The sequence below is a fragment of the Ruegeria sp. G7 genome, assembly GCF_056535465.1.
In genome coordinates, this window is the sequence record NZ_JBQFIL010000001.1 from 2,655,737 (window position 1) to 2,674,345 (window position 18,609).

Here is an 18,609-nt window from a genome sequence, read left to right on the forward strand (position 1 = left end):
GGAATGAATACAGAAAATACTACTCAGCCGGTCGTTGAGGCAAGCCAGCTCGATCTTACGTTTCAGACGAATGACGGGCCCGTCCACGCGCTGAAAGACGTAAACCTGACAATCGACAAGGGTGATTTCGTCAGTTTCATCGGCCCTTCGGGCTGTGGCAAGACCACCTTCTTGCGCTGTATCGCGGCGCTTGAGCATCCGACCGGCGGGTCTTTGACCGTCAACGGCATGACCCCCGATGAGGCGCGTCGGAACAGGGCATATGGGTATGTGTTTCAGGCCGCTGGGCTGTACCCGTGGCGGACGATTGCGAAGAACATCAAACTGCCGCTTGAGATCATGGGGTATTCTGCTGCGGAACAGGACGAGCGGGTGAAGAGTGTTCTGGAACTTGTTGATCTGAAGGGATTTGGTGGCAAGTTTCCGTGGCAGCTTTCGGGTGGGATGCAGCAGCGGGCCAGTATCGCGCGGGCGCTTGCGTTCGATGCGGACATCCTGTTGATGGACGAACCCTTTGGTGCGCTGGATGAGATTGTGCGCGACCACCTAAATGAACAGCTTCTGGATCTATGGGCGCGCACGGAAAAGACCATTGGGTTCGTAACGCACTCGATCCCCGAAGCGGTATATCTAAGCACCAAGATCGTGGTGATGAGCCCACGGCCCGGGCGGATTACGGATGTGATCGACAGCCCTCTGCCGAAAGAGCGGCCCTTGGACATTCGGGATACGCCGGAATTCATCGAGGTCGCGCATCGGGTGCGGGATGGGTTGCGGGCAGGGCGCTCCTATGACGACTGATGAGGCCTCATACCAGATCAGGCGTGCGGCGCGCCATGAGGTGCCAGCCTGTGCCAAAGTCGTGCACGATTGGCTGTGCCAGACGGAATGGATGCCTGATGAACTGTCCGTCGGACAGTTGACGGCCCTGATCGAAGAAGCCTTCGATGCACGCGATATCTGGGTCGTCGGAGATTCGGTAGAGGGTTACATGTCGGTGGATCCAAAAGAGCATAAGATTGGAGCGCTGTACTGCCGCCGAACCGGGCAGGGGCTTGGCAAGCGCTTTGTTGACAAGGCCAAGGAGGGGCGTGATTTCCTGTGGCTGACTACGCATATCCCGAACCGGGGTGCGCAAAGGTTCTATCAACGCGAGGGGTTTGAGATCATCGCAGAGGAACCTCCGGTGCCGCCCGATACCGTCGCTGTTTACCGGATGGAGTGGCGCGCATGAAGCAGTTCCTCTCGGTTATGGCGGTTTTGTGTGCGATTGCTGTGCTTTGGTATCTGGCCGTTGCGCCGATGAATATCCGCGTCTCGCTGGATCAGGCACAGCGGGCGGGGGAAACCGTGACACCCGAAGCCTCGCGGGATCGTCAGCAGATCTCGGTCTGGGTTCTGATGGCGCAGAACCCCTCGCAGATCGCGCTGGGGTATGCGTTGGATCGCCCACGTTTGCCGACGCCGGTTCAGGTGGGGCAGGAGCTGTGGAAAACCACCGCAGAGATGGCGATGAAAGGTCGCGCGATGTCGAAGCGGTCGTTGATCTATCATAGCTGGATCACGTTGCAATCGACGCTGTGGGGCTTTGTGCTTGGCACGACGGTTGGCATTCTGGCTGCCGTTGCGATCGTGTATTCCCGCGTGGTTGATATGAGCCTGATGCCATGGGCGATCATCAGCCAGACGGTTCCGATTGTGGCCTTGGCCCCGATGATAATCGTGCTGAGTTCCCAACTGGGGATACAGGGACGCGGCGTTCCCAAGGCGATCATTTCGGCCTATTTGTGCTATTTCCCGGTTCTGGTCGGCATGGTCAAAGGGTTGCGATCCCCCGCTGTGTCGCAGCTCGACTTGCTCAGGACTTACAACGCAACCGGATTGCAGGCGTTCCTGAAACTACGCCTGCCGTCTTCGGTGCCGTATCTGTTCACCTCGCTCAAAGTTGGAATCGCGGCGGCTTTGGTCGGGACCATAGTGGGTGAGCTTCCGACCGGAGCGATTTCGGGCCTTGGCGCGCGCATCCTGATCGGCGATCAGTTTGGTACGCCTCTGGCGATTTGGGCGGCCCTTTTCGCGGCGGCCATCCTGGCCGGTCTGTTGGTGACCTTGCTGGATATTCTGCAGAGGATCACCCTGAAACGCATGGGGATGAGCGCATGAGCTGGCTGATTTTTGCGCTGATCTTCTGGGCGGGTGCTTGGGCGCTGAATGCTTGGCTGGCGCGTTCGATCTACCGTGACTCGAAAGGCGTGCGCGTCTTTGTGCCTGTGCTGTTTGGCGTCACGCTGCTGATCCTGTGGGAAGGGGTGGTCCGTGGGCTGAATGTCTCTCCGGTCATTCTGCCACCGCCTTCGATGGTGGCGCAAACCTTTGCAAGCTCGACCGATATTCTGTGGCAGGACTTTAAGCAGACTGTGTTCAAGGGGGCCTTTACCGGCTTTGCCATCGGCAGTGTCGCCGCCTTTCTGACTGCAATCCTGATTGACCGCTCTGTCTTTCTGACCCGTGGGCTGCTGCCCATCGGCAACTTCGTGGCCGCATTGCCGATCGTCGGCATTGCCCCCATTCTGGTCAGTTGGTTCGGGTTTGACTGGCAATCCAAGGCCGCGGTGGTCGTGGTCATGGTGTTCTTTCCCATTCTGGTGAACACTGTTCAGGGCCTGCGTGAGGCGGACGCGATGCAGCGCGACCTGATGCGAACCTATGCGGCCAGCTATATGCAAACGCTGCTGAAGCTGCGCTTGCCTGCGGCGATGCCGTTCATTTTCAACGGGCTCAAGATCGCGACGACGCTGGCGTTAATTGGTGCTATCGTGGCCGAGTATTTCGGCTCACCGACCCGGGGTATGGGGTTTCGTATCTCGACCGGTGTGGGCAGTTTGTCGATCGACCTTGTCTGGGCCGAGATCGTCGTGGCCGCGCTGGCCGGGACGGCATTTTATGGGCTCGTGGCTCTGCTCGAAAAAACGGTGACCTTCTGGCACCCATCGCAGCGAGGATAAGAATTCAACAGACCCCGCCAACGGGGCGATAACTAGCAACTAGGAGACTTGAAGATGAAGAAGCTACTTAGCGGGGCGGTTGCCGCCTTCAGCCTGGCCGCCACCACGGCCTGGTCGGCGGATGAGGTCACATTGCAGCTGAAATGGGTGACGCAGGCACAGTTCGCGGGCTACTACGTGGCCAAGGACAAAGGGTTCTACGAGGAAGAGGGGCTGGACGTCACCATCCTGCCCGGTGGCCCTGACATCGCACCCACTCAGGTGATTGCAGGTGGCGGTGCAGACGTCACCGTGGAATGGATGCCCGCTGCGCTGGCGGCGCGGGAAAAGGGCCTGCCGCTGGTGAATATCGCGCAGCCGTTCAAAAGCTCAGGCATGATGCTGACCTGTTGGAAGGATGCCGGGATTTCCTCGCCCGATGATCTGAAGAACCGCACGCTGGGCGTCTGGTTCTTTGGTAACGAGTTCCCGTTCATGAGCTGGATGAGCCAGCTTGGCATCGACACCGGCGGCAAAAGCGAGAACGGTGTCGAGGTGCTGAAACAGGGATTCAATGTTGATCCGCTGTTGCAGCGGCAGGCGGATTGCATCAGCACCATGACCTACAACGAATACTGGCAGGTCATTGATGCGGGCGTCGCGCCCGAGGAACTGGTGACGTTCAAATACGAAGACCAGGGCGTGGCCACACTTGAAGACGGTTTGTACGTGCTGGAAGAGAATCTGAGTGATGCGGCTTTTGTCGACAAGATGCAGCGTTTCGTACGTGCCTCGATGAAGGGCTGGAAATACGCCGAAGAGCATCCGGATGAGGCCGCCGATATCGTGCTTGAAAATGACGCGACCGGCGCACAGACGGAAGAGCACCAAAAGCGCATGATGGGTGAGATCGCCAAGCTGACCGCTGGATCGAATGGCGCGCTGGACCCTGCGGATTTCGAGCGCACGGTGGCGACACTGCTGGCGGGTGGCTCTGATCCGGTGATTACCGCCCAGCCCGAGGGGGCCTGGACGCATCAAATCACCGATGGGGCGCTGAACTAGCGGCGGCGCGCATCGACTTCTTAGGCGCGGTCCCCTCGGGGGCCGCGTTTTTCTTTGGGGTGTCGGTTTTGTGTCTGTACTTGTTTGGCTGATGAATTAGTATTTCTATGTAATTTAAGGCATTTCGCGATGATATGCCAAATTATTGGAATGAAATGCAGGGATTTGCATCGGAATTCAGTCACGCGTTGGCTCTGATCCTGAACGGGGATGCAGAGCTTTGGGCGATTGTCCTGCTCTCTTTGCGGGTCTCGGTGTTTGCCGTGTTGATTTCGGCTGCGATCGGGATGCCCGTCGGGGCGGCGCTGGCGGTTGCGCGGTTTCCGGGGCGGCGGGCGCTGATCATCCTGATGAACGCGCTGATGGGCTTCCCCCCGGTTGTCGTCGGGCTGCTGGTCTATCTGATGCTGTCCCGCTCAGGTCCGCTGGGGGTGTTGGAACTGCTTTATACGCCAACAGCCATGATCATCGCGCAAGTGGTTTTGGTGACGCCCATCGTAGCGGCCTTGACCCGGCAGGTGGTCGAGATGTTGGCCGAGGAATATTCCGAGCAGTTGCGCTCACTGGGCGTATCCCGTCTGGCTTCGGTCCCGGTGCTGCTGTGGGATGCGCGCCTTGCGTTGGTCACGGCTCTGCTGGCCGGATTTGGGCGCGCCATCGCCGAGGTGGGCGCGGTGATCATTGTCGGCGGCAACATCAACCATGTCACCCGCGTGATGACCACGACGATTGCGCTTGAGACCTCAAAAGGCAATCTGGCGCTGGCATTGGCTTTGGGGGCGATCCTTATCGGCATCGCGGTCGCAGTGAACGCGATGGTCAGCGCGCTGACCCTGCGGGCCGAGCAGGAGGGGCTGCGCCATGCGTGACGTCGTCTCCGAAATAACCGGCACGCTTGACGTGCGCGATCTGTATATCAGTCGCAACGGCACGGCATTGCTGGACGTCTCGCGCCTCAGCCTGCGGGGACCGGGTCCGACTTTGATACTGGGACCGAATGGTGCGGGCAAAAGCCTATTGCTGCGCTGCCTGCATGGTTTGATTGTGCCGGATCGGGGGCGCGTGTGTCAGGATGGGGAACCCCTGGGTGCGAGTCACAAGGCGCGCCAGGCGATGGTGTTCCAGAACCCTGTCCTGCTGCGGCGTTCGGTTGCAGCGAACCTTGATTTTGTGCTGAAACGTCAGGCCCTGCCGCGCAGCTTGCGTAAACAGCGGATCGCCGAATTGCTTGCGGAAGGCGGCCTTGAGGGCAAGGCGCGCCAGTCCGCCCGCTCGCTGTCGGGCGGTGAGGCGCAGCGGCTGGCGATCTTGCGCGCGCTGGCCATTGGGCCCGAAACTCTGTTTCTGGACGAACCCACCAGCGCGCTGGATCCGAATGCAACACAGATGATCGAGCGGATGATCCTGCGCGCCTCAGAGCGCGGGGTACGCATCGTTATGGTCACACATGACATCGGACAGGCACGGCGACTGGCGGCGGACATCGTCATGATGCAGGCTGGCCATGTGGTGGAACAAGGACCGGCCCGGCAGGTGCTTGAGGCCCCCCAAAGCAGCGCGTCGCGCCGGTATCTGGCAGGCGGCTTAATCACTTGATTTATGTAAAACGGAGATTTCGGATGATCCGGAAAACTATTCTGGCGTCGTTGGTTTCGCTTGGGCTGGCCGCTTCGGCTGGGGCTGAAGAGCCCTTTATCGTGCTGCAATCCACGACATCTACGCAAAACTCGGGATTGTTGGATTACATACTGCCGGGGTTTGAGGCCGAGACCGGCATAGATGTACGCGTGGTCGCCGTTGGCACCGGTCAGGCAATCCGCAATGCGGTGAATGGGGATGGTGATGTGTTGCTGGTGCATTCCAAGCCTGCGGAAGAGCAGTTCGTGGCTGATGGCTGGGGCGTCGAGCGGCTGGATGTCATGTATAACGACTTTGTTCTGGTCGGCCCGAAAGCCGACCCGGCCGGGATCGGAGGCGGTGATGATATCGTCGCCGCGCTGGATGCCGTGGCGCGGGCGCAGGTTCCGTTTGCATCGCGCGGGGATGACAGCGGTACACACAAGGCCGAGATGCGCCATTGGCAGACGACGGGCGTCGATCCGACTGGCGCCTCTGGCACGTGGTACCGTGAAACCGGTTCGGGAATGGGGGCGACGCTGAATGTCGCCAGCGGCATGGACGCCTATGTTCTGACCGACAGGGCGACGTGGCTATCGTTCGGGAATCGGGGCAACCTGCAAATCCTTGTTGAAGGTGATCCGCGCTTGTTCAATCAGTATGGCGTTATCCTAGTGAACCCCGAAAAACACCCGGGCGTTCGCGCCACCGCCGGTCAGCGGTTCATCGATTGGCTCACTGGGCCTGATGGTCAGGATGCAATTGCATCCTATCGGCTGGAGGGCGAGCAGCTGTTCTTTCCAAACGCGCAGTAGTTTCGCCTTCGGCGAGAGTATTTGGAAAAAGATGAAGTTCTAGCCACTGGCGCCATTATGGTGGATCTGTCCCAGATCGCTCAGGTCATATCCTCCCAGTTCGGTTGCCCGTTCGCTGAAGCGCTTGGATTGCAGGAAGTGTATCAAAGTCTGCATGGGAGCCTCGAAGTAAGCGCGACGCCAGATGGCAAGGTCCAGACGCTCGGAATGGGTGGGAACGAAGCTGAGGTCATAGGGGCGCGCGAGCGCCCCAAGCCCAAATCCGGCCTCGGCCTTGCCATCGCGCAGGGCGGTGGCCAATTCCTCTTCGGTCCTTGCGCAGACAGGTAGGGTGTTCAGGTCGTCGCGGCTTAGCCCATGGGCGCTAAGTTCGGCATCGAACAGCCGTTGGCTTGCGGCGCTGTCCTGACGCAGGATCACCCGTCTCTCTTTCAAGTCTTCGAAGCCAGCGATGCCAGAGGTACCGGGGGCCAGTAGCAGGCCGCGTTGTCGGTGCGCGATCTGATAGAGGATCACCGGGGCCTCGCCCATTGCATCGCTCAGGGCCTGCGTATTGAACCCGTTGGCTTCATGAATGTGAAGCGCCGCCGCTTGTGCGCTGCGGTCAGCAAGACGGCTAAGGCCATCGAAAGACCCGTCGTAGTAAGTCGCCAGCCCTGAACCGCTTTCCCGCAGCGCCCAGTCCAGCAGCGGATCGTGGCTGCCTGCAACAATCGGGGGCAGGGGCGGCTCGGCGACGTCCGGGCCGGAGCGCGAGGCGTTGAGCCATGCGATGATCTCGGCCTTCGGGAAAAGCAATTTGCCCATCGCGCGCACGCAGGGAATCTCGCCCGAGGAGGCCAGATCATAGGCCTTGCGCTCACCAATGCGCAGAAGATCCGCCAGCTCGCGGGTGGTCAGGTATTGTGGCATTCAGTCGAGGCGTACAGCTGAACCGGACGTCTGGTCCTGCGCACTGAACCCGAACTGATCCAGGGTATAGGGCGCCGCGACAGTAATTACGACCATCGCGACGACGGCTGTCAGAAAGGCTTTCATGGTCTCCTCCGGCTCAGTCCTGTGATGCGGTGGCGCTGCGCAGGAACGCGATCAGATCGATCCGGTCCTGTGCTTGCGTGATCCGCTGCATCGGCATCTTTGACCCCGGAATGTAGTGGTCCGGACCCTCGTCGAAAAGAGCATTTATGGTCTCTTCATTCCAAATGATATCAGAGTCTTGCAACGTGTCCGAGTAGAAATATCCGGGCAGGCTGCCGGCGCGGCGTCCGAAGATGGCGTGCAAGGTCGGACCGGCGCGCCGTTCGCTGTCTGGCGTCAGGCTGTGGCAGATCGAGCATTTACGGGCGAATTGCCGTTCGCCATTTTCCATCTCGTTGGGGTCCTTGAGAAAGCTTGGCTCGGCAGCCGCCATCTGTTCCTGATCGCGCAGGGCGGCAACTGGCCAGCTGTACATCGCCTCATCAATACCTCCTGCATGGATGTTCTGCCCGTCTGCAGAGAAGGCCAGTGCCCAGACCGGTCCGCGCAAGGTGGCGCGGAAATCCTGTGCGATGCGCCAGTCGACCGTGTCGATGATCATGATGTAGCCTTCGCCGTCGCCAACCGCCAAAAGCCTGCGGTCGGGGCTGAGCGCCATGGCGAGGATGGGCCTGCGGTCCAGTGTGAAATCACGCTCGTCCCCGGTGGCCGGGTGCAGGATGCGCGTCACACCGTCAACCGCCCCATAGGCGATCCAGCCGTCTTGTGTGTTGAGCACCAGTTCGTTGATACCGAACCCATGTTCGACCAGTCGATCCGTTTCCTGACCGCTGTCCACATCCCAGATGCGCAGCGTACCATCGACCCCTGCCGAATAAAGCTGCGCGCCGTCTGGTGCGAAGGCCACGGCATTTACACCGCTGCCGGTAGGACCAAGCAGGGTAGGCTCTGATCCGTCTACGGGCCACAATCCAATTGTGCCGTCCCAACTGGCCGTTGCAATGTGGGTTTTCGAGGCTGCGATGCCCACGATTTTGCCCTTGTGACGTCCAACCACCGCGCCGCCCGGCCAGCGTCGCAAGGTGAAATCATCCCCTGCGGAATAGATCGCGGTGCCATTGAACGTGACCGAGTTCACGGCGGCCTCGTGCCCTTCCAGCCACTCGGGTGTCTGGTCAGTCCACAGGCCGATAGAATTGTCGAAACTTGCAGTGGCGATGCGCCCGTCCGGTGCGGTGGCGATCCCCATGATAGGACCGCCATGCCCCTTGAGCGTGAAGAATTCGGACCACGCGGGCAGGGGGATCAGGGCAAGCGCGACAGCGATCCAGCGCATCTATTCCGCGGGCGAGGCCGCTGCCTTGCTGGCCTCTTTGTCCTGCACCTCTTCCAGCCATAGCGAGTGATGTTCACGGGCCCATTGCTCTTCGACCTCGCCTGATCCCATGGCATCAAACGCGCCCTCCATCCCGACCGACCCAAGGTAGATATGGGCGATGATGATCGCGATGAACACATAGGCCACCATCACGTGCCAGACTTGGGCATACTGCATTTCTTCTTGTGGTGACATCTGCACCGGCAGGTTCAGTCCCAAAGCCTGCGGAATACCCGTGGAATTGGCGACTGCGAAGGTCTTTGCGAACATTGGCAATTCGAATGGGAACAGCAAAGACAGCCCCGACAGGCTTATCGAAACGCCCAGCAGAATGCAGGCCCAGAAGATTACCTTTTGGCCCGCGTTGAATTTCTTGGCGGGCGGGTGGCTGCCTTTGGTGAACAGCCCCCCTCCGGCGGCCAGCCATTTCAGGTCGGTCCGGTTGGGGATGTTATGGGCGATCCAGTTCACGGTGACGATGATCAGGCCCAGCATAAAGGCCCAGGCAAGGTTGTTGTGCAGCCATTTGCAGGCTTGCGCAATCGTGGCAAATCCTTCTTTGCCGAAAATCGGGATCAGGAAGTCGCGACCATAGAGCGTGAGCAGGCCAGTAACCCCCAGGATCAGGAACGACCCGGCAAACAACCAATGACCGAAGCGTTCGAAACTGTTGAAGCGCAGTACGGTACGGCCCGTCTTTTCGCCGTCTATGCGGATTTTTCCGCGGAGCAGGAAGAACAGCACGATGATCGCCACCATTCCTGCAATGATATAGCTGCCGTATTCGCGCAGCGGCCCGGTGCGGAATTCCCACCACCACATGCCGCCGTCCTGGATCAGGACACTGTCGGCAGGGCCGTGTGAGGACACGGTGACGTCCGCCGATCCAAAGCGCAGCGCGCGATATACGTCACTGTCCGAGGACACACCGCTGGGCCCAAACTGGCCCAAAAGACCTTCGACATTCCCCTGGCCGGTGTTTTCCGAGCGAAAGGTATTGTCAACTTTCTCGCCGCGTTGCCGGGCCAGAATATCTTCAAGCGTTGTTGCACCGCCGGTCGAGGCGCGCTCATTTGCAGGGGCCTCGGCCCCATCGGTTTGTGCGACGGTGGCTTGTGCCAGCCCGATGGTGAACAGCAATGCGATGAGTAAGCGGAGCATCTGAACCTCGGTCAAAATCCCTGTTCAGGCGACCCACATCTGCAGGTCGCCTGTTTAGGTCATGGAAAGCGGGCTTAGCCGTCTTTCTGGTCGTAGGCCGTGCCCCAACCCCATGCGCCCGAGCCAAAGCCGCGGGCGACGACGCGCTCGCGATAGATGGCCGAGACCACGTCGCCGTCTCCGGCGAGCAGGGCCTTGGTGGAACACATCTCGGCGCAGATGGGCAGTTTGCCCTCGGCGATCCGATTGCGACCATATTTGGCGAACTCTGCGGTCGAGTGCGTTTCCTCGGGGCCGCCGGCGCAGAAGGTACATTTGTCCATCTTGCCGCGCGATCCGAAGTTGCCCGCCTGCGGGTATTGCGGCGCGCCGAAGGGGCACGCGTAGAAGCAATAACCACAGCCAATGCACAGGTCTTTGGAGTGCAGGACGACCCCTTCTTCGTTCTGATAGAAGCAGTCGACCGGGCACACCGCCATGCAGGGCGCATCCGAGCAATGCATACAGGCCACCGAGATCGAGCGTTCGCCCGGGTCACCGTCATTGATCGTCACCACCCTGCGGCGGTTCACGCCCCACGGCACCTCGTGCTCGTTCTTACACGCGGTGACGCAGGCATTGCACTCGATGCAGCGTTCGGCGTCGCAGAGAAACTTTGCTCTTGCTGCCATTTTCTCTTCTCCTCCTTACGCTGCCCAGATCTTGCAAAGAGTCGCTTTGGTCTCTTGCATCTGGGTCACTGAATCATAGCCATAGGTCTGGGCAGTGTTGGTACTTTCACCCAGCACATAGGGGTCAGCACCGGCAGGGTATTTGTGCCGCTGATCTTCGCCCTGGAAATGGCCACCAAAGTGGAACGGCATGAAGGCCACACCGGCACCGACCCTGTTGGTCAGCATCGCCATAACCTTGACCTTGCCGCCCTCAGGACCTTCGACCCAGACCTGTGATCCGTCCCGAATGCCAAGGTTGTTGGCATCGCGCGGATTGATCTCAACGAACATATCCTGCTGCAGCTCGGCCAGCCACGGGTTCGACCGTGTCTCATCGCCGCCGCCTTCATATTCGACCAGACGACCTGACGTTAGGATGATCGGATAATCCTTTGAAAAGTCGTTCTTTTGGATCGAAGCATAAAGGGTGGGCAGGCGATAGGCCTGACGGTCGTCGTAGGTCGGATAGTCCTCCACCAGATCGCGCCGGTTCGTATAGAGCGGCTCGCGATGCAGTGGGATCGGATCCGGGAAGGTCCAGACGACCGCGCGGGCTTTGGCGTTCCCGAAGGGCGCACAGCCATGCTTGATCGCAACCCGCTGGATACCGCCGCTGAGGTCGGTTTTCCAGTTGGTCTCTGGCCCCGCAACAGCGTCGATCGCTGCGCGTTCCTCAGCCGTCAGGTCGCCATCCCAGCCAAGGTCCATCAGCATCTGCATCGTGAATTCCGGATAACCATCCTGAATTTCCGATCCAACGCTATAGACCCCTTCGGCCAGCAGGTTGTCACCATCGCGTTCCACGCCAAAGCGCGCGCGGAAGGTCAGGCCACCTTCGGCCACCGGTTTGGACATATCATACAGGTTCGGTGTCCCCGTATGACCCATTTCGGGCGTTCCCCAGCAGGGCCACGGCAGGCCATAATACTCGCCGTCGTTTGGTCCACCGATGGCTTGCAGCGTGGTTCTGTCGAACGTGTGCTGGTTGGCCATGTGGCTTTTCAGACGTTCAGGCGACTGACCGGTATAGCCGATTGTCCAGAGGCCCTTGTTGAACTCACGCGTGATGCTTTCAACATTCGGGGTTTCCGGGTCGTCCATCTCGATATTGCGGAAGAACCGATCCGCCCAGCCGAACTTGTTGGCGAACTTGGCCATGATGACCTCGTCCGGCAGACTTTCGAACAGGGGCTCAACGATCTTGTCCCGCCACTGCAGCGACCGGTTCGAGGCCGTGACAGAACCACGGGTTTCGAACTGCGTACAGGCGGGCAACAGGTAAACACCATCGGTGCGGTCATGCAGAACGGCCGAGACTGTGGGATACGGGTCGATCACGACCAGCATGTCCAGCTTCTCCATCGCCGTCTTCATTTCCGTCATCCGGGTCTGCGAGTTGGGCGCGTGGCCCCACAGAACCATGGCGCGGACGTTGTTGTCCTGATCCATGTTGGCCGGGTCTTCCAGAACACCGTCGATCCAGCGGGAAACAGGGATACCGCGCTCATTCTGCAGCGGTTTATCCTTGCCTTCCTTGTCCTTGATCGTGGCGAACTGACCCGCCAGCCATTCAGGATCTTCACCCCAGACACGGGCCCAGTGACCCCATGCACCCTTCGACAGGCCATAATAGCCGGGCAGGGTGTGGGACAGAACACCAAGGTCCGTCGCGCCCTGCACGTTGTCATGGCCACGGAAGATGTTGGTGCCACCTCCCGAGGTTCCCATGTTGCCCAGCGCAAGCTGAAGCACGCAGTAGGCGCGGGTGTTGTTGTTGCCGTTAGTGTGCTGAGTGCCACCCATGCACCATACGACAGTGCCGGGGCGGTTGTTCACCATGGTCCGGGCGACGCGGCGCAGCTGCGAGCCGGGCGTGCCGGTGACGCGCTCAACCTCGTCGGGGTTCCACTTGGCAACCTCTTCGCGGATCTGGTCCATACCCCAGACACGGGTGCGGATGAACTCTTTGTCCTCCCAACCGTTGTCGAAGATGTGCCACAGGATACCCCAGACCAGTGCTACGTCGGTACCGGGGCGGAAACGGACATATTCATCCGCATGGGCCGCGGTGCGCGTAAAGCGCGGGTCGCAGACGATCAGAGGGGCGTTGTTCTGCTCTTTCGCACGCAGGATATGCAGCAGCGAGACGGGGTGCGCCTCGGCCGGGTTACCACCGATGATAAAGATGGCCCGGCTGTTGTGCATGTCGTTGTACGAGTTGGTCATGGCGCCGTAGCCCCATGTGTTCGCAACGCCCGCAACAGTAGTCGAGTGGCAGATACGCGCCTGATGGTCCACGTTGTTCGTGCCCCAGTAGGCGGCGAACTTGCGGAACAGATAGGCCTGTTCGTTGTTATGTTTCGCAGAACCCAGCCAGTACACACTGTCCGGCCCGGATTCCTGACGGATGTTCATCATGCCGTCGCCGATCTCGTCGATCGCCTGTTCCCAGCTGATGCGCTTCCACTCTCCGCCTTCCTTTTTCATCGGATATTTCAGGCGGCGTTCGCCATGAGCGTGCTCGCGGACCGAGGCCCCCTTGGCGCAGTGCGCACCCAGGTTGAACGGGCTGTCCCAGCCGGGTTCCTGCCCGACCCAGACACCGTTCTGCACTTCGGCAACGACAGTACAGCCGACCGAGCAGTGGGTGCATACGGATTTGATGTTTTCAACGGCGGTATTCGCCGCTGTCTGGGCACTGGCTGGCGTCACGGTTCCACCCGTGGCGCTGATCGCGGCAAGGCCACCGATCGTCAGGCCCGAGCCACGCAGGAATGCGCGGCGATCGACGGTTTTCTCGCCGACCTGGGACAGGATACTTGTCCGCTGGGGGCGTCTCGCAACCCCGTTGGTCTTTTTCCTAAGCATTTCTTACCTCCCTTGCGCGCCGTGTCAGTCACGGCTGGCTTGGTACTTCGCGAAACCGACGTCAGGGCCAATCGCAACCGTCAGTCGGGTGTGACAACGTCCGGTTTAGAACCGGGCGCTCTCCAGATAGGCGCGCGTATGCGCGGTGTCCTGCATCCGGGTTTCGTCCGTAGGCAGCTCGGCTGCTTCGGCCTGTCCGGGCAGGCTGGCGGCGGCGACGGCAGCTGGTGCTGCAGTTCCGGCCAGTTTGAGGAAGTCGCGGCGGCTTGCGCCTTCTTCCTTGGTCTTGCTCATGGGGGTCTCCTTTCCCATTTGCAGTTTAACGCCCAGGTCTGGGCGCTGGCGAATGACAGCGCGTCACGCTGTCGTCATCCGGAAGGCCTCGCGCTCGATCTCCATGAACGCCCGACCGGCTGCGCCGACCGACGCATAGAGAACCGAGTTCTCGGCACCTTCCAAATCCGAATAGAAATGTGCGGCCCATGGGCCGATATGCTTGTTCCAGAACGTTTTTTGATCCTCAAGCCGAGCAGGCGCGCCGAACCGACCAACGATCATGCCCGCCATCATCTCCATCAGCGAGGCGATGTTGTCCTCGGGCTCATAGACATTCTGCGCCCGTGTGATCCCGCGTGCGGCCATGTCATTGCGCAGCTGCGCCAACGGTTTCTCGTTCAGGAAACCAGTCAGGTAGAAACTGGCATAGGGCAACAGCTCACCGCGTCCCAAGCCGATGAACAGCGCGTTGAACTCACGCTCGGCGGCTGCGGGTTTGGTGACCTTTGCGACCCGCGCCATCGCCTGAATCGCCTGACCCAGATCGCTGTCATCGCCGTTCAGACCGGCCATCTGGTCCAGCAGAAGCTGATCGGGTGGGCCAGCCAGTAGCAGCCCCAGAAAATTGTAAAAATCCGCGCGCAGACGATCCTCGGCCGAGATATCCATGTGTTGCGCTTCGCTTGCGGTCATCAGGTCATCCTTCAAATTCAAACTTCATGCGGCGAGGGGCAGGGGCGATGTCCTCTTCCTCGGGGTCTTCGGTCTTTGCCACCAAGATGGGTTCCGGGGGTACGGCGACCGGGGCTTCAGGATCTTCCTCCGCTTCTTCCAACTCGGGCGCGGCGACGTCCGGCTCGACCTCTTCCGCCTCGGCCGCCAACGCTTCGACATGAGCCAGCATGCCTTTGCCCACCTGATAAGCAGTTTGCAGGTTTTCGATCACGCAGGCGGCGTCGGTATAGTCTTCTCCGTAATCGACTAGCCCATCGACATTGGCCAGAACGGGATTCAGTCGCCATAACTTTCGCAAAGCACGACGGCGCAGACGATCCGGCACGGCCTTGGCCATAAAGCCCGAAACGTCATCTCCGGCCTGCAGCGTGTCGGGATCGGGCAGGTTGAACTCGGCCAGGATCTCGGCATCGCTCTTTTCGTCTAACTCGGCTTGCTGTGTCGCGACGATCTGTTCTTCGGCGGCCAGCGCTTCGGCCTTGGCTTCGGCCTGAACGGCGGCCTTGCGGCGGGACCAGAAATCGCGTGGCTGGCTCATTGCAGCACCCTGCGCGGCGCGCGATAGACATCCGAATCCTGACGAATGCGCGCATCGCCCTTGCCGTCCTCGACCAGATCGGTGCGTTTCTTGTCGCGGCGGCGTTTGACGAAAACCTCGTCCTGATGATGCTGTAGGGTGAAATCCCGCAACCAGGCAATCAGCCCTTCGGTCATCGGAATTTTCTCGACAATCTCTTCACCGGTATCAGCGTAATCCTGACCCTCGAACGGTGATGCCGTGACCAGCACCGCATCCATCGGACGCTCACCATCCAGCGCGTCGCGCAGTACCAGATAGATCGAGGGCTGACCGTCCGAAAGGTTGACCATATAGGCTTCGGTCTCATCCGCCCAAAGGGTCAGTGGTAAGGTGGCCGCGTGGTACTCGACTGCTTCGCCTTCACGGCGCAGTTCAACCCAGTCTGCGGGGCCCGCGCCAGGCAACACGGCAACGGCACGCCAGTTCCATTTGGCCCAGCGAGTTACCCCCGGGGTCTTGCGCACAACGACGCCAACCGGCATTTCGATCTGGCTTGCGGCCTTGGCCACTGGCTCCTCCCCGGAAGGCTCTCCCCTGCCTTCGCTTTGGTGTACTATGGTACATAAAAGGGGCCTGTGCCAAGCCCAGTTTGATCGCAATATGTCGCATTCACTAACTCTTTATTCGTTTGTTTCCATCGCCCAAACGTCAAAGATGTAAAATAATGCACGTTTTCGGGATTTCGCACCGCAACCGCATTGTCTCTGCGCCGATAAGGTCTAAGGTGCTGCGTTACCAAGCAGCGCCGGGAGGGGACATGGCCAGCAAGCTCGTATTATGTGACTGCGAGGGAACACAGAGCCTTGACGGGGAAGGAATCTCTGCAGCCTGTGACACCGCCTGCTCGAAACTACACACCGCGTTGTGCACGCGAGAGCTTCCGGCCGCCGCCGAACTGCTGAAAGGCGATGAACAGGTGGTGATTGCCTGCGGACAGGAAAGCGCCGTTTTCACGGAACTTGCCGAAGAACTTGGGGTCGATGTGCCCGGGTTTGTTGATCTTCGCGATCGGGCTGGTTGGTCCGAGCAAGGCGCAGATGCAACGCCCAAGATGGCGGCGCTGGCGGCTGAGGCCCTGCTGCCCCAGCCTGTGACGCCCAGCGTTGATGTTATCAGTGAAGGTACATGCTGCATCATCGGGGCTGGTGCGGTCGCCTATCCATTGGCTGAACAGTTGTCTGACGTGTTGGCGGTGACGGTGCTTGTGACGGACGGGGCGGACCCTCTTAGCCGTTCGTATGATGTCGCAAAGGCGCGGGTGCGCAACCTGACCGGCGCACTGGGTGGATTTACCTGGCATTTGGATCAGGTGCAGCAACTTGAGCCCGGCGGGCGCGGGAATTTCAGTTGGAGCGCGCCGCGCGACGGCGCCACATCACGCTGCGATATTGTCGTGGATGTGACGGGTGGCACGCCTTTGGTTGCCGCCCCGCAAAAACGCGAAGGTTATTTGCGCGCCGACCCTCGGGATGCAGTGGCCGTTGCACGCCTTGCGTTTGATGCGGCGCAACTGATCGGGACATTTGAAAAGCCGCTTTATGTCCGGCTGGATGAGACGCTCTGTGCGCATTCACGGGCCGAACAGACGGGGTGTACGAATTGTCTGGATATCTGTCCGACTGGCGCGATCACTCCGGCAGGCGATCACGTCGCGATTGATCCGATGATTTGTGCCGGCTGCGGCGCATGTTCGGCGTTGTGTCCGTCAACCGCCATTACTTACGAAGACCCTCCGGTATCGGCGGCCCTTTCGCGGATGCACATTCTTGCCCGGACGTTCCGGCGCGCTGGCGGTACGGCGCCTCGGCTGCTGGTGCATGACGCGCATGGGGCCGAGATGATCCGCATGGCGGCCCGGTTCGGTCGCGGTCTGCCCGCGGATGTCATTCCGCTGGAACTGAATGTGGTATCGGGATTTGGCCATGCCGAAATGCTGGCCGCTCTGTCGCATGGTTTTGCCCGTGTCGATGTCTTGGCGGGGCCGAAAACCGAGCGGGATGCTTTGGATCGGGAACTGGTGCTGGCGCAGGCCATCGCCGGGGAGCAGGCGCTGAGCCTGATTGATGAGGGCGACCCAGATGCGCTGGCCGATCTGCTTTACGCACAAGAGGTGCCAGCGCCCTTGACGGATTCGGTGCTGCCGCTTGGCAACCGCCGTCAAATCGCGCGGCTCGCGGCTCAGGCGCTGAACCCGGATGCCGAGGCGCCGTTGACCTTGCCCGAAGGCGCACCCTACGGCGCGGTCGCGGTGAACACCGATACCTGTACGTTATGTCTCAGCTGTGTGTCGCTGTGCCCCTCGGGTGCGCTGATCGACAACCCGGATAAGCCGCAGTTGAATTTCCAGCAGGACGCTTGCCTGCAATGTGGGATCTGCCGCACCATATGCCCCGAACAGGCGATCACGCTGGTGCCTCAACTTGATCTGAGCGATCAAGCTCTGTCGCAGCAGGTGTTGAACGAAGAGGAGCCGTTCGAGTGCGTCGAATGCGGCGCGGCCTTTGGTGTCAAATCAACCGTTGAACGGATCATGGAGAAGCTGTCAGGCACGCATCCGATGTTCGCCACTTCGGATCAGGCGCGGATGATCCAGATGTGCGACAATTGCCGGGTGAACGCCCAGTTCCATAGCACTGACAACCCGTTCCAGTCGGCCCCGAGACCAAAGGTTGTCACCACCGACGACTATTTCTCAAAGCGCAAGGATCACTGAAGTTGCAGCGGAGCGCCCAGATCGGCGGCGCTGAGGGCGGCGACGAAGGCCAGTATCGCTTCGAGGTCATCAAGGCTCATCTCAACTGGATGGATGGGCGAGGGGCGCTCGGGCGGGAAAGGTGGCGTCACGCCTTCGATCTGCGTGAAGGCGGGATGCGGGTTCAGCGCGAAAAAAGCCTGAAACCGCTCGGACCAGTCTGGCATTGCGCGCAGCACCGCAAAAGAGGGGGTCGAGCCCAGACCATTCATACGGTTCCGCGGACCGATCACATGGCAGCGGCCACAATGGGTCATCGACAGGTCTTCGCCCAACAGCGCGTTGCCGTCGATTTCGACGTCCTTGGTGACAACGGCGATCTCAAAGCTTGCGGTGAAGGGCGCACCTTCGCTGGGCGTAAAGCCCTCGACCGTGCGTTTGCCGATATCGGATTGCAGCCAGTCGCGGAACCGCTGTTGCTTGTCACTGTCATCGATGCGCAGGTGATAGATCACGCCGTCACGGGCAAAGACCGGATCGCCGGGTGCGGACGGGACCAGTGACATGACACCACTTTCATCTGCAACAACGCGTATCCCGGTCTTGAGAGAGAAGCGCGGAAGAATATGTTGCAATAAGCCCGAGTCTGTCACCTCATCCGGGGCGGCAAGGCCCAGCGTCTCTTGCGACCAAGAGGGGCTGGTGGTGAGCGTCAGGCTGAGGCACAACAGGACAAAGCGCATGCGC

20 protein-coding genes are annotated in these 18,609 nt (G+C 60.3%); 9 read left to right on the plus strand and 11 right to left on the minus strand.

Annotation, left to right across the window (positions count from 1 at the left end):
• Window positions 1-3: 3 nt before the first annotated feature.
• The 8 genes from ACR3EN_RS13350 to ACR3EN_RS13385 all read left to right on the plus strand — a co-directional run bounded on the left by ACR3EN_RS13350 (window position 4) and on the right by ACR3EN_RS13385 (window position 6,481).
• Window positions 4-801: an ABC transporter ATP-binding protein gene (locus ACR3EN_RS13350; RefSeq protein WP_480821710.1), complete on the plus strand. Its 798-nt coding sequence runs from the start codon at window positions 4-6 to the stop codon at window positions 799-801.
• Window positions 791-1,234: an N-acetyltransferase family protein gene (locus ACR3EN_RS13355; RefSeq protein ID WP_480821712.1), complete on the plus strand. Its 444-nt coding sequence runs from the start codon at window positions 791-793 to the stop codon at window positions 1,232-1,234. Before ACR3EN_RS13350 ends, ACR3EN_RS13355 begins: the two co-directional genes overlap by 11 nt.
• Window positions 1,231-2,163 carry an ABC transporter permease gene (locus tag ACR3EN_RS13360; protein ID WP_480821714.1) on the plus strand — a complete coding sequence of 311 codons (933 nt, stop codon included), beginning with the start codon at window positions 1,231-1,233 and terminating at the stop codon, window positions 2,161-2,163. The genes ACR3EN_RS13355 and ACR3EN_RS13360 overlap by 4 nt, the downstream gene beginning before the upstream one ends.
• A complete protein-coding gene (locus tag ACR3EN_RS13365; protein ID WP_480821716.1) occupies window positions 2,160-3,005 on the plus strand; it encodes an ABC transporter permease in 846 nt (281 codons plus the stop codon). The genes ACR3EN_RS13360 and ACR3EN_RS13365 overlap by 4 nt, the downstream gene beginning before the upstream one ends.
• A gap of 54 nt (window positions 3,006-3,059) precedes the next feature.
• The gene (locus ACR3EN_RS13370; RefSeq protein ID WP_480821718.1) at window positions 3,060-4,049 is read left to right on the plus strand and encodes an ABC transporter substrate-binding protein; all 990 of its coding nucleotides are present in this window, start codon (window positions 3,060-3,062) and stop codon (window positions 4,047-4,049) included.
• A 155-nt stretch (window positions 4,050-4,204) separates the two neighbouring features.
• Window positions 4,205-4,918, plus strand: a complete 714-nt coding sequence (locus tag ACR3EN_RS13375) for an ABC transporter permease (protein ID WP_480821720.1) — start codon at window positions 4,205-4,207, stop codon at window positions 4,916-4,918.
• Window positions 4,911-5,645 carry an ATP-binding cassette domain-containing protein gene (locus ACR3EN_RS13380; protein ID WP_480821722.1) on the plus strand — a complete coding sequence of 245 codons (735 nt, stop codon included), beginning with the start codon at window positions 4,911-4,913 and terminating at the stop codon, window positions 5,643-5,645. Before ACR3EN_RS13375 ends, ACR3EN_RS13380 begins: the two co-directional genes overlap by 8 nt.
• A 23-nt stretch (window positions 5,646-5,668) precedes the next feature.
• Entirely contained in the window at window positions 5,669-6,481 is an 813-nt protein-coding gene (locus ACR3EN_RS13385; protein ID WP_480821724.1) for an ABC transporter substrate-binding protein, read from the plus strand.
• 39 nt (window positions 6,482-6,520) lie between these two features.
• Here ACR3EN_RS13385 and ACR3EN_RS13390 read toward each other — a convergent pair whose 3' ends face one another.
• The 10 genes from ACR3EN_RS13390 to ACR3EN_RS13435 all read right to left on the minus strand — a co-directional run bounded on the left by ACR3EN_RS13390 (window position 6,521) and on the right by ACR3EN_RS13435 (window position 15,679).
• Window positions 6,521-7,393: a substrate-binding domain-containing protein gene (locus ACR3EN_RS13390; protein ID WP_480821726.1), complete on the minus strand. Its 873-nt coding sequence runs from the start codon at window positions 7,391-7,393 to the stop codon at window positions 6,521-6,523.
• Window positions 7,394-7,519 (minus strand): hypothetical protein, encoded by a 126-nt coding sequence (locus tag ACR3EN_RS13395; RefSeq protein WP_480821728.1) that lies wholly within the window; start codon window positions 7,517-7,519, stop codon window positions 7,394-7,396.
• A gap of 13 nt (window positions 7,520-7,532) precedes the next feature.
• The gene (locus ACR3EN_RS13400) at window positions 7,533-8,795 is read right to left on the minus strand and encodes a c-type cytochrome (RefSeq protein WP_480821730.1); all 1,263 of its coding nucleotides are present in this window, start codon (window positions 8,793-8,795) and stop codon (window positions 7,533-7,535) included.
• Window positions 8,796-9,998, minus strand: a complete 1,203-nt coding sequence (locus tag ACR3EN_RS13405; RefSeq protein ID WP_480821732.1) for a formate dehydrogenase subunit gamma — start codon at window positions 9,996-9,998, stop codon at window positions 8,796-8,798.
• A gap of 74 nt (window positions 9,999-10,072) precedes the next feature.
• Window positions 10,073-10,669, minus strand: coding sequence for a formate dehydrogenase FDH3 subunit beta (gene fdh3B, locus ACR3EN_RS13410; RefSeq protein ID WP_039530246.1), 597 nt, complete (start codon window positions 10,667-10,669; stop codon window positions 10,073-10,075).
• Between the two features lie 15 nt (window positions 10,670-10,684).
• Window positions 10,685-13,579, minus strand: a complete 2,895-nt coding sequence (locus tag ACR3EN_RS13415; RefSeq protein WP_480821734.1) for a formate dehydrogenase subunit alpha — start codon at window positions 13,577-13,579, stop codon at window positions 10,685-10,687.
• 105 nt (window positions 13,580-13,684) lie between these two features.
• Window positions 13,685-13,873 (minus strand): twin-arginine translocation signal domain-containing protein, encoded by a 189-nt coding sequence (locus ACR3EN_RS13420; protein WP_480821736.1) that lies wholly within the window; start codon window positions 13,871-13,873, stop codon window positions 13,685-13,687.
• Between the two features lie 63 nt (window positions 13,874-13,936).
• Window positions 13,937-14,548 carry a TorD/DmsD family molecular chaperone gene (locus ACR3EN_RS13425; protein WP_480821738.1) on the minus strand — a complete coding sequence of 204 codons (612 nt, stop codon included), beginning with the start codon at window positions 14,546-14,548 and terminating at the stop codon, window positions 13,937-13,939.
• A gap of 4 nt (window positions 14,549-14,552) precedes the next feature.
• Complete coding sequence (locus ACR3EN_RS13430) at window positions 14,553-15,128, minus strand: DUF3306 domain-containing protein (RefSeq protein ID WP_480821740.1); 576 nt, start codon at window positions 15,126-15,128, stop codon at window positions 14,553-14,555.
• On the minus strand, window positions 15,125-15,679 hold the full coding sequence (locus ACR3EN_RS13435) for a DUF3305 domain-containing protein (protein ID WP_480821742.1): 555 nt from the start codon (window positions 15,677-15,679) through the stop codon (window positions 15,125-15,127). The genes ACR3EN_RS13430 and ACR3EN_RS13435 overlap by 4 nt, the downstream gene beginning before the upstream one ends.
• 248 nt (window positions 15,680-15,927) lie before the next feature.
• Here ACR3EN_RS13435 and ACR3EN_RS13440 point away from each other — a divergent pair, with 248 nt between their 5' ends.
• Window positions 15,928-17,883 carry a 4Fe-4S binding protein gene (locus tag ACR3EN_RS13440; protein ID WP_480821744.1) on the plus strand — a complete coding sequence of 652 codons (1,956 nt, stop codon included), beginning with the start codon at window positions 15,928-15,930 and terminating at the stop codon, window positions 17,881-17,883.
• Here ACR3EN_RS13440 and ACR3EN_RS13445 read toward each other — a convergent pair.
• Window positions 17,877-18,605, minus strand: coding sequence for a hypothetical protein (locus ACR3EN_RS13445; protein ID WP_480870849.1), 729 nt, complete (start codon window positions 18,603-18,605; stop codon window positions 17,877-17,879). The two genes, ACR3EN_RS13440 and ACR3EN_RS13445, sit on opposite strands and share 7 nt — an antisense overlap.
• Window positions 18,606-18,609: the final 4 nt, after the last annotated feature.